Origin of the sequence: Coleofasciculus sp. E1-EBD-02 (assembly GCF_040218245.1) — a bacterium.
Classification (GTDB): Bacteria; Cyanobacteriota; Cyanobacteriia; order Cyanobacteriales; family Coleofasciculaceae; genus Coleofasciculus.
In genome coordinates, this window is record NZ_JAVJQN010000150.1 from 76,123 (window position 1) to 100,824 (window position 24,702).

The following is a 24,702-nucleotide window of genomic DNA, read 5'->3' on the forward strand; positions in this document are numbered from 1 at the left end:
CCAGACAGCAAGCAATCCTTGAAGTGCAGCCGACATTACCCTAAATTGCATGTCACTGACATAGCTTACGTTCGTAGTTGCGCTGTCTTCGCCATCAGCGCTCGTATCACCCATTACAAACGATGACAAACTCTTAAGTCGGATGGCGCTGACTTAAGCTGAGTTCGTAGTAGGCACTTTAGAGCCAGAAGAAGCGCTAAAGCGCTTACTACAAACAATTTAAACAAGAAATTGCACTTTATTAGTGATACTTCCGTCTTGACAAACTTAGAGATGTGGAATGTGGGATAAAATAATATTGATCGCCTAATTGGGTGGTTAATAAACTGCCCCAACCCGGAGAATTGTGAAAATGTCTGCAAGAGAACAACTTATTCAGGAAATTGCTCAAGCTCCAGATTTTTTAGTTGAGGAAGTTTTAGATTTTTTACTGTTTACTAAATCTCGTAAAAGTCCGACAAAATTTCATGACAAGCAAAAACAAATCCGTCCATTTGCCCTTTGTGCAGGAGAGTTTACAGTCCCCCCAGAATTTAACGATCCATTGCCTGATGAGATTCTTCGTGATTTTGAAGGCTAATTGTTCAAACAATGAAATTATTGTTAGATACTCACATTTTCCTCTGGTTTATCAGTGGTAGTCCTCAGCTATCAGCCACCTTTCGTGATACCATTCAAAATCCTAACAATGATGTTTATCTGAGTGTTGTCTCGTTATGGGAGTGTATCATCAAGTATCAACTCGGCAAACTCTTACTCCCAGAGTCTCCTGAAATTTATTTGCCCAAGCAACGGGAACGACACCAGATTGATAGTCTTGCTGTTGATGAGGCAAGTGTGGTTCAGTTAATCAACTTACCCTCACTACACCGCGATCCATTTGACCGATTACTGATCTGTCAGGCTTTACAGCACAACTTGACAATTGTGACGGCTGATACAGTAGTTATGGCTTATCAAATGGCTCAGTTTCTACGATAGCTGATCAAAAGAGCGATCGCGCAATGGTTGAGCAATTGCAAAATACAGTCTCGATCCAGGTGAATCTGAAGCGATCGCTTTAGCACTGGAAATCAATGCTGACTTGTTACTCATTGATGAGCGTCGTGGTAGAACAGAAGCGAACCGTCTGGGCATCCGGATTACTGGCTTGCTGGGAGTATTGGTGGAAGCCAAAAAGCGAGCGTTCATTCCTGCTGTTCGACCTTTACGAGGAAGTGCAATCTGCTTGACAATAGCTTTCATCTAAGCTTGCTCGGCTGCAATACTGTCCCAGATTGCTTGCACAAGACGAATTCTATCTTCAATGCTGAGGGCTGCTATTTCATTCAACGTAGCTGTGATGTCCATGCTGAGCAACTTAAATGGAAGAGTCGGCGGTATACCTCAAATATAGCGGACAGGGTTTTGCCCATGATGCGATCGCTCTTTGGGTACTGGTAAAGGCGATCGTTGTTTTACCGGATCATCTCTACTGTATGCGGATGGTGGTGTTGCTAGTGAATAATGAGATGTTGGGTTTCCTTAGTCAACCCAACCTATGGCTGTCGCGGTTATTAGCTCTGTTCGGATTCGCCTTTGTCAGTTTCAGCAGTGTTTGCTTCTTTAATGCGCGGCACCCGGAGAACCGAGCGCAGCGACAGAACTATTTATTCAACCGCTACTTAGCAGTCTAATGTACAAAAAAACCGAATTCACACCGCCCTATTGCAGTCTATGAGTGTCCTTATCTCTGAAGAAACCCTTCACGCCTGCCAAATGGAAGACCCAAGTAAGGTGTTTTGAGTCTTAATTAACCCATCAGAACTAATGACATGAACCACTAGTAGAGTTAGCTAGAAAGAGTCGAGGAAAGCTTCCCAGTTAGTCTGTTCTTCTGCTAGTTCTGTATACTTGTCATCCGCATCATCAGCCTGTGACTCAGACCAGGCTTGGTATTCAGCTTTCCAATCCTTATCGGTTTTAGACTCATGAAATCTACGGACTTCTTCATAGTGTGCCTGCATACATTCCCAGGCTTCTCTACTAGCCTCTCCCAATAGTCGCCTTAACCGTTGATCTATAGGAAAACCTCTCTGTTTGATGAAGTCTTCAAATAGTCCCAAGTGAAATATCCCGCCGTAGCTGGGATGGGGATCATTTTTTATGAAATCAATAACCGATCTTCCCCAGAAGCTTTCTACCAATGGATCTAACACTTCAAGAGAATAACTCAGCGTTAGCATATCCAGCGCCTTCACGTTCGTCATTGAAAAGTGAATAATTTGGTTTCTTAGTCTACCGAATTCACGGTACTGATTAAGCCGCTCAATCTTAATTCCTGTAGTTGCCCATAGCTGATTGGGCAATCCCTCATAGGATAGGGTGCGCCCGCCTTCTAGTAAATCAATCAGTGTGAGAGCATCCTTACTGGGGTTCGACTGGGGCAGTTTGTCAAAGATCAACAGTGGGTGTTCTTGAGCTATTCGAGCTTTTAACAGAATCTCTGCCGCATGAGCCGCATGTACCACACACATGAGCGTCTCACCTTGCAAAGCTTCCATAAAGGCATCACGAAAAAGGAGCATCCCCGTTCGTCTCATGTTTCGGGGGACATCCTTAATAGAAGCTTGATCCATATTCCTGTGACGGGTGAAAGACGACTGTTGTCAGATCAAGTTTAGCCTCTGGGATTCATCATTGCCCAGAGCGATCGCACAACAGTTAGACTGTTTCACTACTACTTGCTTGAGGCATCGCTTCAATAAGTGCCCGAAGCACCTTATTTACTGACTCCGGTGTTGAGAAAACCTCGGCAACATCCTCATCCAAAACAACGACGGTTAGCTTTGGCTTTCCACTTCGATTGGCAAAGCGATTGGGCTTTGCCTTTTTATAATCAAACTGGTACGGGCAAAAGCTCATCTTCAGAGTTTGAGGGTTGATCAAAAGGCGTTTTGTTCATAATCTTTAAGTTCCCTGCGAGTGGCGAGACGGACACTAATTCCTATAACTACTTCAACTCGCCTATGTAATAGGCTCAGACAGCAAACCAGACATTTCTAACACACGATCTGACCAAATTTTAGCTTGTTCGGCAACGTTCATCCGTTGTCCATCATCTGCCCAAATATTTGACCAGCCGAATTGCCAACGAGCCAGTTGTACTTGTAACTCAACTAAATCCGCAGCCTTTTCTATTCCAGCATCCATTGCTGTCCACTCGATGAAGAACTTGCTTTCTCTCATCAGATATTCGACAGTGTTACTACTAGCTCCACGCTGAACAAGAGATTTGATTCGAGCTAAGTTAGCAGCTAACCCACCTAAACGAGCTGACAAATCATCTTTTAGATACCGTTCGCGTAAAGCATTCCAGTCTTTCATACCCCTCCTAATAAGTTTTGAACAATTTGGGCAACCTGTTCCCGAATTTCAGGATTGAGAATTTCCATTGAACGATTATTTTGCCTCGGACGGATGTTGATCAGGGATTCGTATGTCACAGTTTGGGTATCTGGATACCAATCGGCTCCCCAGATATCTGCCTGCTGACTGCCATCTTCAAGCAATGCTGTTTCGCAATCTGCATGGAACTCTCCACCACCAGCGAGAATAGCACGCCGAATATCTACTGCCAACTTAATGTAAACACTCAGGGTTTCAAGCATTTCATCGATTTGCGCTTTCGTGGCGCGAGTACGGATGATGTGAATCATGCAAAATCCTTCTGAGTAAGCAGATCCATAGTTTATCAGGGAATTAGTAAAGTACAATTTTCGTTACATCCTGCATCTGCCACCCGGTTTACCCATGCTTTGTGACTACCTAGTACAAATCCTCACCGCCCGCGTCTACGATGTTGCCCAAGAAACCCCGCTAGAATACGCCCCCAATCTATCCACCCGCCTGAATAACAAACTCCTACTCAAACGGGAGGATATGCAATCCGTCTTTTCCTTCAAACTGCGCGGGGCGTATAACAAAATGGTACAACTCCCCCCCGATATGCTGGCACAGGGCGTCATTGCAGCATCTGCCGGAAACCATGCCCAAGGCGTCGCCTTGGCTGCGCGTCAGCTAGGCACCCAAGCGATTATCGTTATGCCTGTAACCACACCCCAGGTTAAGGTAAATGCGGTTAAAGCCCGTGGGGGAGAGGTGGTTTTGCAGGGAGAAACTTATGATGAAGCCTATGCCTTTGCCCGGAAACTGGAAGCCGAAAAAGGGTTAACCTTTATTCATCCCTTTGATGATCCGGATGTGATTGCCGGACAAGGTACGATTGGTATGGAAATTCTCCGCCAATATCAGCAACCTATCCATGCTATTTTTGTCGCCATTGGCGGCGGTGGATTAATTTCTGGGATTGCCGCGTATGTGAAACGGTTGTATCCCCAAATTAAGATCATAGGCGTTGAACCCATGGATGCGGATGCTATGTATCAATCCCTAAAAGCTGGGAAACGGGTGCGATTGCCCCAGGTGGGCTTATTTGCCGATGGGGTGGCGGTGCGGGAAGTGGGGGAAGAAACGTTTCGCCTGTGTCAACAATATGTGGATGAGATTATTCTGGTGGATACTGATGCCACCTGTGCCGCGATTAAAGATGTCTTCGAGGATACACGCTCTATTTTAGAACCTGCTGGGGCATTAGCGATCGCAGCCGCAAAAACCTACGTTGAACGCGAGCAAATTCAGGGACAAACCTTAGTTGCCGTTGCTTGCGGCGCTAATATGAACTTTGACCGTCTTCGCTTTGTTGCGGAACGGGCAGAATTTGGCGAACGCCGCGAAGCCATTTTTGCTGTAACAATTCCCGAAAAACCGGGGAGTTTGCGTCAGTTTTGTGAATGCTTAGGTAAACGAAACCTAACTGAGTTTAATTATCGCATCTCTGCTGAAAACGAAGCACATATTTTTGTCGGTGTTCAAATTGCCAACCGCAGCGACGCCGCTAAGATGATAGAAGCCTTTGAAGGGTGTGGATTCAAAACTGTAGATTTAACCGATGATGAACTGACAAAAATGCACCTACGACACATGGTAGGCGGACATTCTCCCTTAGCGGATAATGAATTACTTTACCGCTTTGAGTTTCCTGAACGTCCGGGTGCTTTAATGAAGTTTGTTGGTTCCATGAGTCCTAATTGGAATATTAGCCTATTTCACTATCGTAATAATGGGGCAGATTATGGGCGTATTGTCGTAGGAATGCAGGTTCCACCGCACGAGATGGAGGAATGGCAAGGGTTTCTGGATACTTTGGGTTATCGCTATTGGGATGAAAACCAGAATCCGGCTTATAAGCTGTTTTTGGGATAGTTATGACCAGAGATGTTGGGTTTCGGCGCGTCAACCCAACCTACAGGGATAGGCGATTATAGTAAGGGGAAATTGGGAGAGGTGAATATTAAAGCCGATGACACCATCAAGAAGAAGTTATTCTAAAAGAGCAGTAGTTTCTATATTTAAACTATGAGTGTTATCATCTCTGACGAAACCCTTCGCGCCTGCCAAATGGAAGCTGCCGAATTTAAACAAGAAATAGCACTATTGCTATTTCAAGCGGGTCGGCTAACGATTGGTCACGCCAGTCACTTAGCCCAGATGTCAGATGGTGCCTTCCGGGAATTGTTAAAACAGCGCCAAATACCCCTCTATAACTACGATGTTGAAGACTTTGAGATAGATCTAAAAAACCTGCGGGAATTGGGGCGGCTGTGATAGTCATTAGTGATACTTCCGTCTTAACAAACCTGGCGGCGATCGGACATCTTCACTTGCTTCAACAGCTTTATGATTGTATTTTAATTCCACTAGCCGTCTACCAAGAATTAATACCGTCTAGGTATCCGGATTACTGGCTTACTGGGTGTATTGGTGGAAGCCAAACAGCGATCGTTTATTCCTGCGGTTCAACCTTTAATGGATGAACTCATTGCTACATACCAGTTTAGAGTGTCTCCAGTTCTGTATAACCAAATTTTGGCAATAGTAGGAGAATTATAAGCCCTAAAAACTTTCCTGGGAATGCAGGTTCCATCCCATGAGATGGAGGAATGGCAAGGGTTTCTGAATACTTTGGGTTATCGCTATTGGGATGAAAACCAGAATCCGGCATATAAGCTGTTTTTGGGATAGTTACAGCAGATTGGCTGGTTGATGAGGTACAGTCTTCTTCCGCAAGATCCCCGACTTCTTCAAGAAGTCGGGGATCTGTCTGTGTACTGATTACCATAAGGAAAACAAAAACAATTAATTGGGCATAACATCGTCGAGCTTGAGCTGTAAGTTGGGCAAGAGGTAAGATGTAATTGTATCTCCCAAGCGATATTTTTGCTGCTGATACGTCCCCTGAATGAGTTGGCATACTGTAAAAGTGGGTTGTTTGGGGTTGCCAATGAATTGCCAACCGCCTAAGCCGCGAAAGTCTACAATCCAGAATTCGGGAATGCCTAGAACCGCATACTCTTCTACTTTTCTGGCATAGTCATCTTGCCAGTTGGTGCTAACAACTTCGGCAACGAGTTTGATTGTTTTGCCATTGCAAATAATTGGCTCTTTTTGCCAAAGCGGTTCGTTGCTGAGTTCGGCTTTGTCTAAAACAATGACATCAGGGCGTAGTGCTGTCGCTTCAGCAGCTAGGGGTTTAATTAAACAACTTTTGGGAATTAGCCAGTTTAACTGATTACCAATAATTTCGGCATAGATTCTACCCGCAATAGTCCCAGCAACTTCTTCATGAGGACCTGTTGGTTCCATGTCTCGTAGTTCTCCATCAATAAGTTCGTACCTGGGATTATCCCCATATTCTGCTATAAATTGGTCGAACGTTAGAAGTTTAGATGGGGTGTAAGTCATAGCATTTTTCGGGAAAGGCAGTTTTATTGTTTATTCTAGCTTGTAGAACTGGAAGCCTCATCTCTATGATTGTCTCATATCTAAATTCACCTTTTTTATTCACATCTTGCACCAGTAGCAACAATTAGCCAGGGATTCAAATCCCTGGCTCAAAGCTTGCATTCAGCTAAAGCTGACTGGATAAGAGTTTTAGTCCATTTTAATGGACTTTAGGTTTTAGCCCGGAATTTGAACTCCGGGCTCCGGGCGGATGTCTAGATCCTCTGGATTATCGCTTCTCTAAAATGGCTCGCATATTTGGAATAGCAGCTTCAATCATTTCCGGTTTCACAGATGTCTGTTGCCAACTTTCTCGCTGCTCAAGCTGCTGTGACCATGTTTTTAGAGATGGGTAATTGTCTAGAGATAAACCGAATTGAGGCAAGGAGGGAACCAATGTTCCCGCTACAATATCCGCTAGAGTAATTTGATTGTTCACAAAGTAATAATGTCCAGCTAAAAGACTTTCATAAAATTTGATAATCGTCGTTATGCGTTGCCGATCATTGTCAATTTTATCAGGATTAAATTCTAGTCCAACTAATTGTTTCATTAACGGAATCATCAGCGGCTGAAGTTCATTGACGGCGATCATTTCTACCATGCGAACCGTTGCGATCGCGTTAATTTCATTAGGCATCAATGATGGTGTGGGATACTTCGCCTCTAAATAGTCCAAAATAGCTAACGATTCAACAATCCGAAATCCGTTATCGATGACGACAGGAATTCGCTGAAGTGGGTTAATGGCGGTGAAGTCGTCACTCAGGTGATCTCCATCTAAATTCACCAAAATTGGCTCAAAGAGAATTTGTTTTTCCAGTAATGTTACCCAGACTCGGCGAGCGTTAGCAGAGATAGGATTGTAGTAGAACTTTAGCATTAGATTATCAGTAATTATTGGGGTTTTCAACAATCATACATACCCTCACTGGCTGCGGCTATATTCAACTCGTTATCAGCAGATACAAATGTCACACTAGGCAAACTGTTAGCCCTGCAAAGGACATTTATCGCACAACCTGCTGCTAGTTGAACGGCGTCGTAGCCTCTTAATCCGTGGGCTTCAGCTAATTCCATTGCTGAGTTGATGATGCTCTGTTGAATTTCGACGACTTGATATTCGGATTGTAGATCACTCTTTAATTTATGACATTTAACCAATGCACTGCTATCTATAAAATAAGCTGCCATTTAGCGGCGTTCCTCAATGATTGTCTCAGACATAGGCTTACCCTGCACCTGAATCAGACGCCGTTCAGGTTGCTGATGATTAGAAGCGTCTTTGACTTGTTTAACTAAACCAGAGGTTAACAGCGCTTGGTGAAATTTTGTGCGTTGAGCAGCTATTTCTTTGTCAGTAAGATGTTTTTGGATAGCCAGATTAAGTTGCTGTAGTTCCTCTGACTTAAGCATCTCTAACTGATTGAGTATTTGATTCAGGATTGTTTGTGGCATAGCCTTTTAGTTTTTCGTCATCGCGTTTGTCTCCTATTTTACGGCGGATACTCAAAAAGTATGGGAATTAATTTGGATTGGGTTGGGCGCGATCGCACGAACATGAAGGAATAGCAAGGGTTCCTGAATGCGCTGGGTTATAGCTATAGAATTGGGTTGGTTATGAATCATGATATGTTGGGTTTCGTTCCTCAACCCAACCTACAGCGATGAGCGATCGCACATTTTGCCTCAAGCTTTTCAATCCCTTGATTCCAATGTCGTTTAACCTGCAATTCTCAACGATATCCGCTAGGCTGACTCTCTCGTACATAAGATGATAGATTTTCCTTATGTGTGTGGCGATTGGTTTGATTTGAGGAAAACCTAGCTTCTAAGCTGGCTTAGTTGGGTTGAGGTTGCTTAAACCAACACATCTAGTTATAGTGTTAGAGCTACGTCTGATTGACTACTGAATACATATTTATAGTATTGTGTCAACTATGTTTTGCACTGACTGATACTATAAGATATCGCTATGGGGATCAAAGGCAACATCTGGCATAAATGCTATTTTGGTGCTAATGGGATGAGCCGCGAAGCGATCGCGTAGTTATTGACTGACAAACAACTGATCCACTAATTTTAGATTTATTTGAACAACTAAGGTCATAAAAGGTTACAATCAAGCTTGTGTAATTCAAGCCTATATTTACCCGGTTTACCTGGCATATTATGTGTGGCAGGTAGTTGATTAAATGTAGGTTTTTCAATTAAATTAGAAGTTTCGTGCAATCAAACACAGTTCTCAAGCCGACAACAATTACAGCCCCATCCATTCGGAAAGAAGAGTTACCCTTTACTCTTCAAGACTTGAAAACGGCAATTCCTGCCTATTGTTTTGAACCTTCTGTTTGGAAGTCTCTCAGTTATTTCTTTCTAGACATTGGCATCATCGCTGGATTTTATGCCATTGCCTATAAACTGGATTCTTGGTTATTTTTCCCCATCTTCTGGTTACTCCAAGGAACCATGTTTTGGGCGTTGTTTGTGGTGGGTCATGACTGTGGTCATGGCTCTTTCTCTAAGATTAAATGGTTGAATAACCTGATTGGGCATTTGTGTCATATTCCCATCCTGGTGCCCTTCCACGGGTGGCGTATTAGTCACAGAACCCACCATGCCAATACGGGTAGCCTGGAAACAGATGAAAGCTGGTATCCGGTATCTCAGAGTAAGTATGAGCAGATGCCGTGGTATGAAAAGCTATTCCGCTATTATTTACCATTGCTAGCCTATCCCATCTATCTATTTAAGCGATCCTCTGATCGCGAAGGTTCCCATTTTATGCCCAATAGTCCGTTATTCCGTCCCTCGGAAAAATGGGATATTGTCACCAGTTCCGTTCTCTGGGTGCTAATGGTTACCTTTTTAGGTGGACTGACGTTTAAGTTCGGTTGGCTATTTCTGGTGAAGTATTATCTGGTTCCTTATGTGGTGTTTGTAATCTGGCTAGATTTGGTCACGTTCATGCATCACAGCGAACCGGATATTCCCTGGTATCGGGGAGATGATTGGTATTTCCTGAAAGGGGCATTATCAACAATTGATCGGGATTACGGCTTTATTAATCCCATTCATCATCATATCGGGACTCATGTGGCGCATCATATTTTCTTGAATATGCCCCACTATCACTTGAAGACAGCAACCGAGGCAATTAAGCCCGTGTTAGGCGAGTATTATCGCTGCTCAAATGAGCCAATTTGGAAGAGTTTTATTCGTTCTTACCGGGCTTGTCATTTTGTCGCCGATCAAGGATCTCCGGTTTACTACGAACCTGCCATAATTCGCGCTCGAACTAAAGACTAGAAGGCGGATTTATTCCATTTGACTAGCCTCTTGTTAGGTAACCTGTAGAGACGTTGCATGCAACGTCTCTACAATCTAGAAAGCAAAATCAGTTTTGTCGTTCACCGACTAAAACAGTACCCTTTTTCCCTCGCGTAATCCGTAATTCCTCATCCAGATAAAGCCGTTGATCAGATGTCCTGGTTTATTAATCTTCCTTTAATCGTTCCAAGAATACCTGATAATTCTGAGACTGAGAACCAAATACATAGTCGGGTGATGTAATTGTCATGTCACTCCCACCCGTATTTCTTAGATGATTAACCGCCGCCAGCAACATTCTTTGCTCAACGACAATCGTCACCGCATACCAATCCTTGTCTTCCTTAGAATAAACCTTGGCAATCGTGGGTCCGCGTAACCCAGTTAAACCGCTTAATTCACTATGATTGACCAAATAGTTGCCAATCTCATCGGCTGACTTACCGCGAACATTCGCCGTGATTGAGACATATTTTTTGGCATTCAGATTTGCCTCAATTAATTCCAAGATGGTTTTAGTTGTATCCAGTTTCGTCGGATCGTCTTGGAGGAGGCGTTTATTGCCAATCAGACAAGCTTGAGACTTCAAAAGTGTCCCACCAGTAATCCGCTTCAAGCGGTTTTCTCGCAGGGTGGTTCCGGTACTGGTGACATCAGCAATCATGTCGGCATAACCCATACTGGGTGCGGCTTCCATGGCGCCTTGGACGGAAACGAGGGAAAAGTTAACAATTAGCTTTTCATACAACCAATCACGAGTCAGATTGGGATATTTTGTAGCAATTCTGAGGTTTTTTCCTTTTTCTTTAAATAGAAGCGTGAGTTCGGCTAAATCTTCAATCGAGGAGACATCTACCCAACTTTCGGGAACGGCTAATACCAGTTCGCATTTACCGTAACCCAAACGGTCATGAATAACCACGACATTATCATGACCCACGCCTTCTTCACGGACTACATCATAGCCCGTAATTCCTAGGTCAACGCTACCTTCTTCAACTTTGGTGAAAATATCAGCAGCCCGTTGGAAAAGTACATTAATTTGAGGGAGTGAAGGAATCGAGCCGAAATATTGGCGATCGCTGGGTCTAAAGACACTCATCCCACAGGCTGACAGGAGGCTGCTTGTCGAGCGTTCCAGCGCTCCTTTACTGGGGAGAGCGAGGCGAACGGGTGATTGGTAATTTGTCATTGGTGATTTGTCATTGGTCATTCGTCATTGGTCATTTGTGATACCCGCTTCTGAAAAAAAGCAAGCACCATCATTTGTCAAGTTATCCGGCTTAATCGATCATGAATATGCTTGGCGGCGTCGCTTACGGTTAACTGCTGCTGTTCTCCGGAATCCATCTGCTTGAGTACAACATTTGACGCTTGTCGTTCCTCTGAACCCACGAGAATGGTGTAGGGAATGCCTTGTTTGTTGGCGTATTGAAAGTTACTGGAAACACTTTTGCCTCTGAGATCCATGGCTACAGCTAATCCCATCTGTCGCAATTGTTGGGCAACGCTAATGGCATAACCTGCATCATCTTGACTGACAGGAACAACTAAAGCATCCATCTGTCGCTGTACTTGCCAAACTTTGCCCTCGGCTTCTAGGGCTAATCTCAGCCGTTCCATCCCGTAGGAAAAGCCAGTGGCTGGGGTATCTTGGCGTCCGCCGAAGGTTCCCACTAAGTCATCATATCGACCACCGCCGCAGATTTGTCGCTCCTGTTTGCCTGCGCCATGATAGATTTCAAAAATCATGCCTGTATAGTATTGCAATCCTCGGCTCAGTCCTAAATCCAGGCTAATTTGACTAGAATCTAGATTGTAGAATTCTAATGTCTTAATAATCTCACGCAGTTGTTCAAGTCCAGCATCATCAATGCCATGGGAACAGAGGAGTGTTTGGGCTTCTTTTAAGACTTCCGTGGGTTCTCCTACCAGTTGTCCCAGTTGACTCATAAACTCTAGCGCTTTACTGACTCTCTCAGTTTGATCTTGGCGTTTTATTTTGGTCAGCAGGCGATCAACAATCTCCTGGGCGTCGCGATTACCCGCCAATTCAATGTTCATGCTGTCTAGGAGATCCAGAATCGTAGTTTGGGCGTCGGATTCTGCCATTCCCTGAAAGAGTTGACTCAACCGTTGGCTGTGGACTGTTTCCGGGTTCGTTTGTTCTGGGCTGAGTTGGGGGTTGGAGGTATAGAGGGCAAAGGCGGGATAGATATCACACAAACGTTGTTCAACGGCGGATTTGCCTTCCTTGCGTAAAATTTCCATATTGGTTAGCAAGAAGCTACGCAAGCGACTTTCGATCTGGAGGTTATCCAGAAATTTAGAGATTACACCAATATGACCCAGAACGATTCGATACCCGCTTAATCCTAAGCGATTTAACCCTTGGGATGCGATCGCAATAATTTCGGCATCTGCCATCGCCCCTGTCGCGCCAATCAGTTCAATCCCCATCTGGTTAAACTGGCGGTAGCGTTCCTTCTGGGGGCGTTCGTAGCGGAAGGCGGAACCCGCATAGTAGAGGCGAATGGGTTGGGGAACGCCTTGCAGGTTGTCTACATAAGCGCGGACAACCGAGGCGGTAAATTCGGGGCGCAAGCAAAGGCGGCGGTTGCGGTAGATGAAGTCATAGAGACGGGGGGCGATTTCTTCACCGGATTTCCTTAAATACAGTTCTGTATATTCAATCAGTGGCACGTCAATTGGACGATAGCCGAAGGATTGGAAGCTTTGGCGCAGGGTATCTTCAAGTTGTTTGGTGATGGCGTAATCGTCGGGCAAGACATCGTTGACGCCCCGCACTCGTTCAATTTTGGTTGTTCGCATTTTGGTCATTTGTCATTTGTCATTCGTCATTTGTCATTTGTCATTTGTCATTCGTCATTTGTCATTTGTCATTCGTCATTTGTCATTTGTCATTCGTCATTTGTCATTCGTCATTCGTCATTTGTCATTTGTCATTTGTCATTTGTGATAATTGAACGGTTAGGTCGGGGCGGGTTTAGTTATATCAGGGTAACACCAAAGGTTAACGGTAAAACCCGCCCCTACAAAAGATATTTCATCGGAACGTCTTTACATCGCTTTAACGTTTACCGATAAATGGGTAGGGTAAAGTGGAAACAGCCACCACCTTTACCTTTAGTAGGGCAATCGACCCAGATGCGACCATAATGGGCGCGGATTATGCGTTGACACAAGGATAAACCAATCCCGTATCCGTCCTTGCCTTGATCACGTTTGAGTCGGAAATGATTCTCAAAAATGCGATCGCGATTTTCTTCCGGGATACCCGGACCTGTATCATAGACCGAGACTTGAACTTTTTGGGTGGTGCGGTGCAGCATCGAAACCTGAATTTTACCCCCTTTTGGTGTGTATTTGTTGGCATTGTCTAGCAGATTGACGATGACTTGACGCACCAACTCACTATCGGCATGGACAGGGGGTAAATCCTGGGGAATGTCTGTTTCCACAATCTGGGACTTGAGTTGGAACGACTCCTGCATTTGATTGAGAATATCTTGACACAAGGGTCCTAAAGCTAGTTTTCGGGGTTTAACGTAAAAGTCGGCGTTGCTGCCTTTGGCGGCTTGCAGGATTTCCGTAATCATGCGATCGATGGTACGGAGTTGGATACGCGCTTGTTCCAATAACCGGGCTTTTAGAGTGGGCGTCAATTCAGAACGAGGGGATTGACTGGGGTTGTTTTGACCTAATTCCAGGGTATCTATGGCAATGGATGCGGCGGTTAAAGGGTTGCGGATGTCATGGGCTAACATGGACAAAATTTGGTCTTTAAAATGGATATTTTCCCGCAGTGCTGTGTTTTCTTGGTTGAGGCGAAAAATTTCGTCAGTGAGTTGAATCACTTCGACGGAAGATGCCATGGAAGGTTTGGCGGATGAGCCATTCTCACTGGAGATATCCCCGTTAGCGGATGAGACCATCTGCTGGGTTAACTCGGCTTTATAGTCTTCGAGACAGCGTTGCCAGCGTGACCAACAGCTCTTCAACTGTCCGACTAAATTCGTTCCCGCTAGGGTTTGCCGGGGTTGGGGATGAATCTTTAGCAGGGCTGGAGTGGCTACAATTTTAAAATGTTCGGCTAAATAGGGCTGTTCTCCCACCTTCACAATCATCAGTTCAAACGGATAGTCCTGTTTCAAGGACTCCAGATAGTTGCGGATGTGATGGATAGGTTTCCGGGAACTGGGGCGCTCATCGACAAACAGCAAAAGCTGTAAGGTGGCTTCCCCATCCGGAGAGTTCTCATGAGCGACCTGCATGAAATTGGGTGTTAGCACTCTTAACTGGGGCAATTATAGGAGAACATTGGACTTGACTGCCTAGGGGCTGGGGGGTCTTTGCTTCCTTATAATTTAATCTCTATTTTAGATTTTCCGCAAAACTAAACGGTTTGTGAGGTTTATCTATCCTTTTGCTGTCCCTTTCGTCCTAAAATCTTAAATGACTGTAAACCTCCCAGGCTATCCTAAACTTTTCGTTATCTAGCAATTCACGACTTCTATTCACTATGGCTATCGGCTACGTTGCGCTCGTCCTTCACGCCCATCTACCTTTTGTGCGGCATCCAGAAAGTGACTATGTTCTGGAAGAAGAATGGCTATTTGAAGCCATCACCGAAACTTACGTCCCCCTCCTGCATGTCTTTGAAGGGTTAAAGCGGGATGGGGTGGACTTTAAAATCACCATGAGCATGACACCCCCTTTGGTGTCGATGCTAAAAGATCCTCTGTTGCAAGAGCGCTACGACAAACATCTAGCTCTACTCGAAGAGTTAGTTCAAAAGGAAGTCGAGCATAACAAACATAATGGTCACATCCGCTACCTCGCTGAACATTACGTTAACGAGTTCAGTCGAATTCGCCAAACCTGGGAACAGTACCAGGGTGACTTGATAACCGCATTTAAACAATTTCTCGACAGCAACAACCTGGAAATCATCACTTGCGGCGCTACTCACGGCTATTTTCCGCTGATGAAGATGTATCCCCAAGCTGTTTGGGCGCAAATTCAGGTGGCTTGTGAGCATTATGAGCAAACCTTTGGGCGTCCCCCGAAAGGGATTTGGTTACCCGAATGCGCCTATTACGAAGGGGTGGAACGATTACTCGCCGATGCAGGCTTACGCTATTTCCTCACCGATGGTCACGGGATCTTGTATGCCCGTCCCCGTCCCCGTTTTGGCACTTACGCTCCGATTTATACGGAGACAGGGGTAGCTGCATTTGGGCGAGATCACGAGTCCTCTCAGCAGGTGTGGTCTTCGGAAGTAGGATATCCCGGTTCACCGGAATATCGGGAATTTTACAAGGATTTAGGCTGGGAAGCCGAATACGAGTACATTAAGCCCTATATTATGCCCAATGGACAGCGCAAAAATACAGGAATTAAATATCACCGGATCACAGGTCGCGGATTAGGATTAGGGGATAAAGCGTTGTATGACCCCTATTGGGCGCGAGAAAAAGCGGCTGAAAATGCGGCTAACTTTATGTTTAACCGGGAACAGCAGGTGGGTCATTTGGCGGGAATTATGCAGCGTCCGCCGATTGTGGTGTCCCCCTATGATGCGGAACTGTTTGGTCATTGGTGGTACGAGGGACCGTGGTTTATCGATTATCTGTTCCGTAAGTCTTGGTATGACCAGGGAACTTATGACATGACTCACCTGGCAGACTATTTGCAGGATAATCCCACCCAGCAGGTTTGTAAGCCCTCTCAGTCAAGCTGGGGGTATAAGGGATTCCATGAATATTGGCTCAATGAAACCAATGCTTGGATTTATCCTCACCTGCACAAAGCAGCAGAACGGATGATTGAGTTAGGGCGTCGCGAACCCGCTGATGAACTGGAATGGAAAGCCCTCAACCAAGCGGCGCGAGAGGTACTCCTGGCGCAGTCATCGGACTGGGCGTTTATTATGCGGACGGGAACCATGGTACCGTATGCTGTCCGGCGGACGCGATCGCACTTGATGCGGTTTAATAAGCTTTACGAGGATATCAAGATTGGTAAAATCGACAGCGGCTGGTTAGAAAAAGTCGAGGAAATCGATAACATCTTCCCCAAAATTAACTATCGGGTTTATCGTCCATTGTAAAGATTGGGGACAAGGGGAGGGAGTAGAGACTTAGCATGATACGTCTCTACTTCGGGGCGGGTTTAGTCGCATCTGGGTGAGAGAATAAACGATAATAGTGAAACCCGCCCCTACACACCAACCAGGTTCCCTTGATCAAGGGTGGCGAAGGGTCACGCGCTTATGCCCTCGCGCCAAAACTCAAAACTATCCCCTCTGCATCCCCTTGGCACTATAACGACGGTTTTGATCAGCTTCAACCATTTGACAATCCTCACAGAGCCCAAAAAATTCTAGGGTATGATAGTAAATCTGAAAGTGGTGGTTATCTTGTAACTGGGTCTCTAAATTGTGGACAGGACATTCCTCGATGGGAATTGATCGCCCACAATTGAGACAGGTGAGATGGTGTTGATCCTGCAATAAACTGTAGAGGGATTCGCCAGTGGCTAGAGTCCGCATTTGTACCACTCCTTCGAGTTTCAAGGCATCGAGAGAGCGGTAAACTGTGGCTAGACCCATACCTTGCTTCTGCTTGCGTAACTCGATATGAATATCCTGGGCAGAGACAGCACGATTTAAGGTTTTGAGCAACTTTAAAATTCGTTCTTGAGAACGGGTGCGTTGGGCTTTCATAGATTTAGGGGTTAATCGAGGAAAAAGGATATGGACTATTGGGGATTAGTAATTCAAAATTTAAACCTAACAAGAAATCTGTAACCGAGGCTATGATCAACTGAGTACCCAGGGACTCTGGGGGAAAGAAATTGGCTGTCAAGTCGGGCTGTCGGGGGCATGAGACCTAGATAAGTGGCGTAGGGCAGCAATGTCTAACAGCGATGTTGGAAGCCCACACCAAATCAAAGATTATGGTGTGGGAGGATGTCACATTAAGGTAATCTAAAACCATTCGGGGGTGCTTGTGAATCATCAGTATAAGGCTCGAATTTATGTTACACTGCGACCTTCTGTATTAGATCCGGCTGGCGTGGCAGTCGAGTCCGGGATTGGGCAACTCGGCATCGCGAATGTTAAGCAGGTACGCATCGGCAAGTATATTGAGTTAATGCTGACAGCGGCAGATGAAAACCAAGCCAGTGAGCAACTCGATCGCATCTGTGACCAACTTTTGGCGAATCCGGTGATTGAAAATTATCAATTTGATTTGGATGAAGTACAGGTACAGTTAGGGGTATCAACATGAAATTTGGTATTGTGGTTTTTCCTGGCTCAAACTGCGATCGCGATGTTGCTTATGTCACCCAGGATTTGCTCAACTGTCCGACTCGGATGGTTTGGCATGAAGAAACGGATATTTCTGATCTGGATGTGGTTGTATTACCCGGTGGCTTTAGTTATGGCGACTACCTGCGCTGCGGCGCGATCGCTCAGTTTTCGCCGATTATGTCCCATGTGATTGCCCACGCCAAACAAGGTAAGTTTGTCCTGGGTATCTGTAACGGCTTTCAAGTCTTAACCGAAACCGGGTTATTACCGGGGGCATTAGTCCGGAATCGAGATCTCCATTTTATTTGCGATCGCGTTCCCTTGAAAATAGAACGCACTGACATTCCTTGGACTTCAGCTTACGCCACGGGAGACATGATCACATTGCCCGTGGCTCACGGAGAAGGACGCTACTACGCCCATACAGACACCCTGAAAGCCCTCGAAGATGGAAATCAGATTGTCTTTCGTTACGCCAATTCCAGGGGTGAAATCGACGAAACCAGCAATCCCAACGGTTCAGCGAACAACATTGCCGGAATATGCGATCGCACGGGTAAAATATTGGGGATGATGCCTCATCCCGAACGGGCATCTGACCCTTTGTTAGGCAGTGCTGATGGCATCAAATTATTTCACGGATTATTAGCGTTCATGAGTGAACAGCGACTCCAACCCGTCTAACCAAGTTTCTTTATGCTCTCTGAAATCGTAAATTAAATTCAATACTCCTAAGAAAGCCAGTGACTTCAGACAATCCCAACACCGGCTTGCCCATCAAACCAATCCGCTACCGAGATTGGTTAATTAGCACGAAGATGATTGACAGACGGTTGTGGTTACGTTGGCAACACCCTCATGAAAATTTTGCTCGCTATAGCTATCCAGTGACGGAGCGAGGGTTGACCGATTCGCTTCGTTATGCTAGACATCTGATTGATTTAATTATCGAGTTAGAAGAAGCGGAGTCAAAAGCTGCTTCATCGCGAGACTAAAATTCTATTAACGACTGCACCCACTGAAAATCACTCTCCCTCAGAGGTGGAACAGTCTGCTGTGAATAATCAATCGCTAGGTCTAAAGCAGCTTCCTGGTACACTTGTTTCAAGACCTCAGCTAAATTGACAACAGGTTCTGGGTCTGGTGGCTGCAATGGAAGCAAAAATTGGGGAATGGATTCACGCAGATTAAACGGGTAGAGTTCCGCTTCGGGACGGAGATTCGTTCGACTGACCAAAATGCGGTAATCTGATGGAACTGCCTCTGCCATTGGCATAAATTTTCCCGTCCTCAACAGATCAATTTCAACCAAGTGAGTAGCACTATTTAATACTTTTTGTCGCTTCTGCAAATACTTCTCTCTCCCTTCACCACCTCGTTTATTTTTAGGTGAGAGGATTTCTACAACCGTTACCACCCGACCTGTCTTGACTTCCCGAATTTCCAAATACCGTTCAGTGATTTCTTCGGTTAAGGGTATCGTCACCCGAATGGGTTTAGTTACAACCCCAGTTGCTGTGACAGCTACGTTGGGTGCTTTTTCAGGGGTTTTTGGGAAAACCGTAACATCGGGAATACCCACGAGTAAAGCATCCAAGTAAACCCGTTTCTCAATTGCTGCTCGATATTTGGGTACTAATGAGGGATTCAGATAACGTGCCAATTGAAAAATCAGCCAGGAGTGAACCTCTGACCACAAAGCTGGATTTTCCAAATAAGGGTTCATCCCTGGAAAAATTGGTGTCATAATCGTCATTTGTCATTTGTCATTTGTCATTTGTCATTTGTCATTTGTCATTTGTCATTTGTCATTTGTCATTCGTCATTCGTCATTCGTCATTCGTCATTCGTCATTCGTAAGGGTTTGAGGGCTATTTACAAAAATTAATACAGTGTGGTTTTCTTTTGTCCGACTACTTATTCGCCATAAATTGTTACCACAATTTGACGACGACGCGGTTTCACATCGCATTCTAAGTGAAAGATTTGCTGCCAAGTGCCTAATTCTAACCTGCCATTTTTAAGGGGTACGGTGAGAGAAGGTCCTAGCCAAGTGGCTTGCAGATGAGAATGTCCGTTACCATCATGCCAGGTTTGCTCATGTCCGTAATCCCGACTGGGTGGAATCAGTTTATTTAACAGTTCCGGTAAATCCCGTTCCAATCCCGGTTCAAACTCGATGGTGCCAATGGAGGCGGTACTGCCAATATTAAAGACATGAACCATTCCGGTTTGGATACCAGAGTGTTTAACAATGGCATTGACTTTATCGGTTAAGTCATGCATGTCGCCATTCTTATCGGTGGCAAGTTGAATGTAGTCTTGATGAACAGCCATTATGTTAATGTGGATAACTATTTCCTATTTAAGCAGGATAGGAGAAGATCGTCATTGGTCATTTATCATACTCCAAACCAGATCTCCGACTTCTTTAAAAAGTCGGGGATCTCTGTCCCTCACTTACTTGAGAACTATAAAAGTGAGATAAAATTTAATATCCCCAGGAGTTCAACCATGTTATTAGAACTTAATCGAATCACTGTACCACCAGGACAACGGGTGTTACTCTCAAATATAAGCTGGCAGGAATTTGAGACGATTTTAGCAGATTTAGGCGAACATCGTGCCGCTAGAGTGGCGTATGATAATGGAACTCTGGAAATTATGACACCGTTGTCCGAACATGAAAGTCGGAAAGAACTCGTTAGTGATTTACTCAAAGCACTTCTGGAAGAATTAGAGATTGAATTTTGCACCTTGGGTTCAACGACTTTCAAAAATGAGGCGATGATTAAGGGGATAGAACCGGATAACTGTTTTTATATTCAAAATGAAGCAGTAGTTAGGGAAAAAGATCGCATTGATTTAACCATCGATCCACCTCCGGATTTAGCGTTATAAATTGATGTCACCTCTCGCACGCATCCAGGTATATATGCTGCTTTAGGAGTGCCTGAATTGTGGCGGTTTGAAGGGAAATTACAAATTAATGTGCTGCGAGAAGGGAAGTATAGTCCGTTTGAAGTTAGCCCCAACTTTCCCAATTTTTCACTCATTGACGTGATTCCCAAGTATCTCAACCAATGTCGGACTTTGGGCAGAACTAAAACAATGAAAGCGTTTCGCGCTTGGGTACAAAAACAACGAGAGACGTAGGGGCGCACCGACGTGCGCCCGTGTCAACTTAAGCCATAACCCTTGCCCATTCTAATTTTTAGCCACCAGAGAAGGGCGGGTTTAATGTAGGGGCGGGTTTGACTACTATCTTTTTGGTTGCACCCAGATATAACTAAACCCGCCCCGACAAAGTTTTTGCCATAAGTTATCTGTAAAACCTGCCCCTACATCCCCTTCCCTTCCTTGGTTCCCCTGCTCCCCCGGCTCTTTTGAAAGGGCGGGTTTAGTCAAGTTATCAGTTGGGTGCAAAATGTTATCTGTAAAACCCGCCCCTACACCCCCCGATCTAAGAGCTTTTCACCTGAAGTTGACACATAAGACCGACGTGCGCCCATCAAATGATCAAATCTATCCCATTACCCAATTAATTATCCGTTTGAATCCGTAAGGTTAAACGCACTGTATCCATTAACCATTGGGGTACTCGCCAACTTAAAAGCGATCGCTTAATTACATCAATGACAACGGCTTCATTGAGGCTAGAGGCATTCTCATCCCACAATACCCGCACCACACGCCCCTTACGCACCGGAAACTCAAACACAAGTTCACCACAGTATCCCGATGGTAAAATCACCTGTTGTAGGTGTTGCGTAAGTAGGGTAGCACTTGACTTTTCTAATCCGGTAACGCTGAGAACTTGCAGGTTGGTAATGGTTTCATCCAGAACCGGGGGAGATGCGGTAGGAGTGATATCAACATCAGTACAGTTCAGGAGTGGCTGCTGGATGGAATCGCCTACAACCGGAGAAGACGCCCCATTAGTCGTGAGTGAGGGTGGCAAACCAGAATTGCCTCGCGATCGCCTGAATTTAAGTCCGAGGAAACGCATGGGAGATTGATCGAATATTCCTTCATAGGATACCCCTTCTGGCACCTCAACGGGTACAGAGACACAAATTCCTTTCCCTTGGGAATCGGTTCTGATTTGTTCACTGACGGCAACAAACGCGGTATAGGGGGCTAAAATCTGATAGGTTAAAGCCGTTTCGATGATTCCCTCAACCTGTGCCTTCTTCTCACAGTGCCACATTTGATTCATCAAATCTTTGATTCGCGCCCGCCCCCACAACTGCGCGATCGCACAATTACCCTCTGAATCAAATCTCAGGTGAAATTCCTGTTCATAACGCTTACCCCCGGTAACGGTTCCGGTAATTTTAAGAATACCCGTTTGTTCAGGATTCATTGGAGAAATGCGCCCAAATAAAACTAAGGGTTGTTGGGTAAACAAATCGGGAGGACTTGTCGGATAAATCATCGCCTCTCCCAGCCCTTGCCACTCTACATTTATATTCGTAAGAACGGGATTATTGATATGGCGCAAGAATTTTTCAGTGACGTCCTGAGTTGACTCATCCTGACGCACAATTCGCGATGTTCCTCGCCCTAATTCAGCCATCCGATTTAAGAGAAACCGATTGGGCGAACTGCCAACGCCAAAACTATATAAACGATTTCCGGGTTTTAGATACTGTTTGACCTCTGCCAAAATTTCTGATTCATTACCAATATAACCATCAGTAATTAATACAATACTGCGTAAACGTCCTTCGGGTGCAGCGGGGAAATTTAAGACAGCCCGAATTCCATTGAGTAAATAGGTGCCGCCATTTGCCTTTAATTGATTGATGTAGGTGAGGGCTTTAATCCGATTTTGGGGTGTATTGGCTAAGGGTTTGGCAGACAATTGGGTCGTGATATCGGAAAAATCCAGAATCGTAAACGTATCCTGGGGATTCAAACCCTGGATAAAGCGGCGCATCAGTTCCTGGGATTTGCGGAACGGATCACCTTTTTGAGATCCGGATGTATCGATGAGAAAAACGACATCTTTGGGGACAATTTCATGATCGGAATAATCCACCGCCGGAATCAAATAAAGGGCGAAATGACCGCCCCGTGTATCTGATTGCGTCAGTACCGTCGCCTGAGTGCGATCGCCTGCCACTTGATAGCGTAAAATCAGGTCTTTGTTGGGAATGGTGTCCTCTTCCCCCAGGAGTACGCGCACCACTGTTTCCTCATGTTCTACTTTGATTTGGTGCGAGGGGGAATTAATGTTGGAAATGGGAACCCCAGCGTCAATTTCCACGGTGATCCGAATATCATGTCCGGAACGGGTACTGGGTGGGATAATCGTAGGCATAATCCGTGACGCATCCGCCACGCGATCGCTATCCCCGGTTTCATCAATGGGAATCCCTGGACAAAATCGGGGTCCTACCACCATCGGGAACACAAATTCGCATTCACCACTGCTAAATTTCAGGGTATCAGTATAGCGAATCGTGACATCAATCCGTTCTCCGGGTTTAATATTGGCTAAAGATTGAGTAAAAATATTATCCCGTTCTTGTTCTAATAATCCAGCCGTTCGTCCCTCTTGGCGGGCTTGTTCATAAATTAGCTGCGCCTCTTCCCGTTTTTTAATCCCTCCTTTAATCACGCGATCGCCCAATTTTATTTCCATCTCATCCACCACCGCCGCATCGGGCAAAGGGAAGATATAGATGGCTTCTAACGGTTCCCGGAAGGAATTTTCAAAGGTTTGCGTTACTTCGACGCGGGATAAATTCCCCGCCACCTTCGCCAGCACTTGCGTATGCTTCAAAGGAAAAACCAAAGCATGTTCCCCCGTTTTGGTGTATAGTCCACCAAGGGGTTTATGAGAGCGGAGCGTTGTATTCATAACCATGAGTGCATCTTTCACCAATGAGGGGCATTTGTAATAAATGCTACTGTTGAATTTTGGCGTTTCAGGAGCAGTTGACCCCTTATGCTAGCGTTAGTGGTTTTTGTACATCCAGAGAAAATCAATAAATATAAAGGAGAGGAGTATAGCGGTTTGACGCCTTCCAGGGCGGGATAGGAACCATTACAGGCGTTTATCGGCGACAAAATAATAAAAAAAGCTAAAGCTACGCCGAAATCTCTATCTCAGGGATGAGAATGGAGCAACTGTCGCTTTCCCCTTCCTCTTGCTCCCATAAGACAGCCCGACAGCGCGATCAGTTTATATCACGCAGCAATCGGTGTGCGGTGCGTTGAAATCTATCGCAAGTGAAACAATACCACGATGCTAGTCTGATAGTGTCGCTTTCCCCAAAATATAGCTTTAGCCATTGAGTCTACTATGAACAGTATCACGATTCAGAACTTTGATGATGACCTGAAAAATCGCCTCCAAAAGCGAGCTGAATATTCGGGACGTTCTCTTGAAGAAGAAGCTAAAGAAATTCTCCGCGCTGTATTAACAGAACAAGTTCCTAAACCCTTAAATTTAGCTTTGGCTATCGAGCGACGTTTTGCCCATTTTGGCGATTTTAAACTGCCGATGATTTATAGGGAACCCTTACGCGAACCTCCTAATTTTGACGAGTTGTAGAGACGTTGCATGCAACGTCTCTACTAAATGATGTGTCCTAACCGCTATCGCGGTTGCTATAAATGATAGTCCTTGATACAAATGTTGTGTCCGAACTGAACTCAACCAAGCTGCTCAATTGATGCTCGCTAACCGTTCTAAACAATTAAGTAAAAATACTCAGTTGACTAAGGGTTCGCAGCAAGACGACGCGAACTTTTTCTGGACATATCTCCTTACTGTCATTGGTTTATGCTTATTGAGAATTTAAACATATATATAAGGACTTACGCACAGCCTCTATTCGTAGTGTCGTGACCCAGCTTAAGTGTGACTTTATAAAAACGCTACAACCCTTATATTACATGGCTTGGCGCTAATTTGCTATTGCACCATTTTAGCTGGGTCACGCCAGTAGGGTGTGTTAGCGCAGCGTAACGCACCTTCGCCCTAAAAAACTGACGCTATTCGCAGTCCGCGATAGCGAGAGCTTCACGCACGGATAGACCCGAAATCCATCTAGCCGTTGCTGGGTAATGTTTTGGCAACAAGAAAAAGTTAAAGACAATCAACATACTCCTGGAGTGTCACCCAGGTGATTATCATT

General features: G+C 45.1%; 27 protein-coding genes and 5 pseudogenes. 13 read left to right on the forward strand and 19 right to left on the reverse strand.

All coding sequences use genetic code 11. The features are described from left to right. Positions 1–352 precede the first annotated feature (352 nt). Both RIC07_RS23940 and RIC07_RS23945 read left to right on the forward strand, forming a co-directional pair. Entirely contained in the window at positions 353–580 is a 228-nt protein-coding gene (locus RIC07_RS23940) for a DUF2281 domain-containing protein (protein WP_446396697.1), read from the forward strand. 11 nt (positions 581–591) lie between these two features. After that, the gene (locus RIC07_RS23945; RefSeq protein ID WP_446396698.1) at positions 592–981 is read left to right on the forward strand and encodes a type II toxin-antitoxin system VapC family toxin; all 390 of its coding nucleotides are present in this window, start codon (positions 592–594) and stop codon (positions 979–981) included. Here RIC07_RS23945 and RIC07_RS23950 read toward each other — a convergent pair. After that, complete coding sequence (locus RIC07_RS23950) at positions 973–1,245, reverse strand: hypothetical protein (RefSeq protein WP_446375355.1); 273 nt, start codon at positions 1,243–1,245, stop codon at positions 973–975. The genes RIC07_RS23945 and RIC07_RS23950 overlap by 9 nt on opposite strands. Positions 1,246–1,248: 3 nt before the next feature. Continuing rightward, positions 1,249–1,350 (reverse strand): annotated as a pseudogene (locus RIC07_RS23955) (addiction module protein); the annotation flags it as partial. A 14-nt stretch (positions 1,351–1,364) separates the two neighbouring features. On the opposite strand from RIC07_RS23955, the gene RIC07_RS23960 reads away from it, so the two are divergent. After that, positions 1,365–1,676 (forward strand): hypothetical protein, encoded by a 312-nt coding sequence (locus RIC07_RS23960; protein WP_446396699.1) that lies wholly within the window; start codon positions 1,365–1,367, stop codon positions 1,674–1,676. A 159-nt stretch (positions 1,677–1,835) separates the two neighbouring features. Here RIC07_RS23960 and RIC07_RS23965 read toward each other — a convergent pair whose 3' ends face one another. The 4 genes and pseudogenes from RIC07_RS23965 to RIC07_RS23980 all read right to left on the reverse strand — a co-directional run bounded on the left by RIC07_RS23965 (position 1,836) and on the right by RIC07_RS23980 (position 3,698). Beyond that, positions 1,836–2,516, reverse strand: a complete 681-nt coding sequence (locus RIC07_RS23965) for a hypothetical protein (protein WP_446396700.1) — start codon at positions 2,514–2,516, stop codon at positions 1,836–1,838. 187 nt (positions 2,517–2,703) lie between these two features. Continuing rightward, a pseudogene (locus RIC07_RS23970) lies at positions 2,704–2,944 on the reverse strand (hypothetical protein). A gap of 62 nt (positions 2,945–3,006) precedes the next feature. After that, positions 3,007–3,366, reverse strand: a complete 360-nt coding sequence (locus RIC07_RS23975) for a hypothetical protein (protein WP_006104700.1) — start codon at positions 3,364–3,366, stop codon at positions 3,007–3,009. Next, positions 3,363–3,698 carry a DUF5674 family protein gene (locus RIC07_RS23980; RefSeq protein WP_446356551.1) on the reverse strand — a complete coding sequence of 112 codons (336 nt, stop codon included), beginning with the start codon at positions 3,696–3,698 and terminating at the stop codon, positions 3,363–3,365. The genes RIC07_RS23975 and RIC07_RS23980 overlap by 4 nt, the downstream gene beginning before the upstream one ends. Before the next feature lie 94 nt (positions 3,699–3,792). Between RIC07_RS23980 and ilvA the strand changes: the two genes are divergently transcribed. The 3 genes and pseudogenes from ilvA (at position 3,793) to RIC07_RS23995 (ending at position 5,991) form a co-directional block, all read left to right on the forward strand. Continuing rightward, a complete protein-coding gene (gene ilvA, locus RIC07_RS23985; protein WP_446396701.1) occupies positions 3,793–5,304 on the forward strand; it encodes a threonine ammonia-lyase, biosynthetic in 1,512 nt (503 codons plus the stop codon). A gap of 153 nt (positions 5,305–5,457) precedes the next feature. Next, the gene (locus RIC07_RS23990) at positions 5,458–5,706 is read left to right on the forward strand and encodes a UPF0175 family protein (RefSeq protein WP_446391272.1); all 249 of its coding nucleotides are present in this window, start codon (positions 5,458–5,460) and stop codon (positions 5,704–5,706) included. After that, positions 5,703–5,991 (forward strand): annotated as a pseudogene (locus RIC07_RS23995) (DUF3368 domain-containing protein). Before RIC07_RS23990 ends, RIC07_RS23995 begins: the two are co-directional and overlap by 4 nt. On the opposite strand, the gene RIC07_RS24000 reads toward RIC07_RS23995, so the two are convergent. The 5 genes from RIC07_RS24000 to RIC07_RS24020 form a co-directional block, all read right to left on the reverse strand. Further along, positions 5,936–6,220, reverse strand: a complete 285-nt coding sequence (locus RIC07_RS24000; protein ID WP_446396719.1) for a hypothetical protein — start codon at positions 6,218–6,220, stop codon at positions 5,936–5,938. The pseudogene RIC07_RS23995 and the gene RIC07_RS24000 sit on opposite strands and share 56 nt — an antisense overlap. Positions 6,221–6,237: 17 nt before the next feature. Continuing rightward, entirely contained in the window at positions 6,238–6,843 is a 606-nt protein-coding gene (locus tag RIC07_RS24005) for a Uma2 family endonuclease (protein WP_446396702.1), read from the reverse strand. 268 nt (positions 6,844–7,111) lie between these two features. Further along, complete coding sequence (locus RIC07_RS24010) at positions 7,112–7,765, reverse strand: glutathione S-transferase family protein (protein ID WP_446396703.1); 654 nt, start codon at positions 7,763–7,765, stop codon at positions 7,112–7,114. Positions 7,766–7,791: 26 nt separating this feature from the next. After that, complete coding sequence (locus RIC07_RS24015) at positions 7,792–8,076, reverse strand: type II toxin-antitoxin system VapC family toxin (protein WP_446396704.1); 285 nt, start codon at positions 8,074–8,076, stop codon at positions 7,792–7,794. Then, a complete protein-coding gene (locus tag RIC07_RS24020) occupies positions 8,077–8,340 on the reverse strand; it encodes a hypothetical protein (protein ID WP_446396705.1) in 264 nt (87 codons plus the stop codon). A gap of 768 nt (positions 8,341–9,108) precedes the next feature. On the opposite strand from RIC07_RS24020, the gene RIC07_RS24025 reads away from it, so the two are divergent. Next, complete coding sequence (locus RIC07_RS24025) at positions 9,109–10,191, forward strand: fatty acid desaturase (RefSeq protein ID WP_446396706.1); 1,083 nt, start codon at positions 9,109–9,111, stop codon at positions 10,189–10,191. Positions 10,192–10,279: 88 nt separating this feature from the next. On the opposite strand, the pseudogene RIC07_RS24030 reads toward RIC07_RS24025, so the two are convergent. From RIC07_RS24030 to RIC07_RS24045, 4 genes and pseudogenes are all read right to left on the reverse strand, one after another. Continuing rightward, positions 10,280–10,354, reverse strand: a pseudogene (locus tag RIC07_RS24030) (PAP/fibrillin family protein); the annotation flags it as partial. A gap of 24 nt (positions 10,355–10,378) precedes the next feature. Continuing rightward, positions 10,379–11,425 carry an ATP phosphoribosyltransferase gene (gene hisG / locus RIC07_RS24035; protein ID WP_446396707.1) on the reverse strand — a complete coding sequence of 349 codons (1,047 nt, stop codon included), beginning with the start codon at positions 11,423–11,425 and terminating at the stop codon, positions 10,379–10,381. 56 nt (positions 11,426–11,481) lie between these two features. Further along, positions 11,482–13,053 (reverse strand): ATP phosphoribosyltransferase regulatory subunit, encoded by a 1,572-nt coding sequence (gene hisZ / locus RIC07_RS24040; protein WP_446396708.1) that lies wholly within the window; start codon positions 13,051–13,053, stop codon positions 11,482–11,484. A 257-nt stretch (positions 13,054–13,310) separates the two neighbouring features. After that, positions 13,311–14,507, reverse strand: a complete 1,197-nt coding sequence (locus tag RIC07_RS24045; RefSeq protein WP_446396709.1) for a histidine kinase — start codon at positions 14,505–14,507, stop codon at positions 13,311–13,313. A gap of 248 nt (positions 14,508–14,755) precedes the next feature. Here RIC07_RS24045 and RIC07_RS24050 point away from each other — a divergent pair, with 248 nt between their 5' ends. Further along, a complete protein-coding gene (locus tag RIC07_RS24050; protein ID WP_446375330.1) occupies positions 14,756–16,345 on the forward strand; it encodes a glycoside hydrolase family 57 protein in 1,590 nt (529 codons plus the stop codon). A gap of 186 nt (positions 16,346–16,531) precedes the next feature. Here the strand turns inward: RIC07_RS24050 and RIC07_RS24055 are convergent, their stop codons facing one another. Further along, positions 16,532–16,960 carry a Fur family transcriptional regulator gene (locus RIC07_RS24055; RefSeq protein ID WP_446375328.1) on the reverse strand — a complete coding sequence of 143 codons (429 nt, stop codon included), beginning with the start codon at positions 16,958–16,960 and terminating at the stop codon, positions 16,532–16,534. 286 nt (positions 16,961–17,246) lie between these two features. On the opposite strand from RIC07_RS24055, the gene purS reads away from it, so the two are divergent. From purS to RIC07_RS24070, 3 genes are read left to right on the forward strand one after another with little or no spacing between them, the layout of a single operon-like run. Then, complete coding sequence (gene purS / locus RIC07_RS24060) at positions 17,247–17,528, forward strand: phosphoribosylformylglycinamidine synthase subunit PurS (protein ID WP_446396710.1); 282 nt, start codon at positions 17,247–17,249, stop codon at positions 17,526–17,528. Then, positions 17,525–18,235 carry a phosphoribosylformylglycinamidine synthase subunit PurQ gene (gene purQ, locus RIC07_RS24065; RefSeq protein ID WP_446396711.1) on the forward strand — a complete coding sequence of 237 codons (711 nt, stop codon included), beginning with the start codon at positions 17,525–17,527 and terminating at the stop codon, positions 18,233–18,235. The genes purS and purQ overlap by 4 nt, the downstream gene beginning before the upstream one ends. A 59-nt stretch (positions 18,236–18,294) precedes the next feature. Then, positions 18,295–18,546 (forward strand): hypothetical protein, encoded by a 252-nt coding sequence (locus RIC07_RS24070; protein WP_446342328.1) that lies wholly within the window; start codon positions 18,295–18,297, stop codon positions 18,544–18,546. On the opposite strand, the gene RIC07_RS24075 is transcribed toward RIC07_RS24070, so the two are convergent. Next, entirely contained in the window at positions 18,543–19,298 is a 756-nt protein-coding gene (locus RIC07_RS24075; protein WP_446396718.1) for a DUF4058 family protein, read from the reverse strand. The two genes, RIC07_RS24070 and RIC07_RS24075, sit on opposite strands and share 4 nt — an antisense overlap. 170 nt (positions 19,299–19,468) lie before the next feature. Next, entirely contained in the window at positions 19,469–19,888 is a 420-nt protein-coding gene (locus RIC07_RS24080) for a secondary thiamine-phosphate synthase enzyme YjbQ (RefSeq protein ID WP_446396712.1), read from the reverse strand. Positions 19,889–20,065: 177 nt separating this feature from the next. Between RIC07_RS24080 and RIC07_RS24085 the strand changes: the two are divergent. Next, positions 20,066–20,707 (forward strand): annotated as a pseudogene (locus RIC07_RS24085) (Uma2 family endonuclease). 385 nt (positions 20,708–21,092) lie between these two features. On the opposite strand, the gene RIC07_RS24090 reads toward RIC07_RS24085, so the two are convergent. Beyond that, entirely contained in the window at positions 21,093–23,420 is a 2,328-nt protein-coding gene (locus RIC07_RS24090; protein WP_446396713.1) for a VIT domain-containing protein, read from the reverse strand. Between the two features lie 444 nt (positions 23,421–23,864). Between RIC07_RS24090 and RIC07_RS24095 the strand changes: the two genes are divergently transcribed. Continuing rightward, positions 23,865–24,116: a FitA-like ribbon-helix-helix domain-containing protein gene (locus RIC07_RS24095; RefSeq protein WP_446396714.1), complete on the forward strand. Its 252-nt coding sequence runs from the start codon at positions 23,865–23,867 to the stop codon at positions 24,114–24,116. The last annotated feature ends 586 nt before the right edge of the window (positions 24,117–24,702 follow it).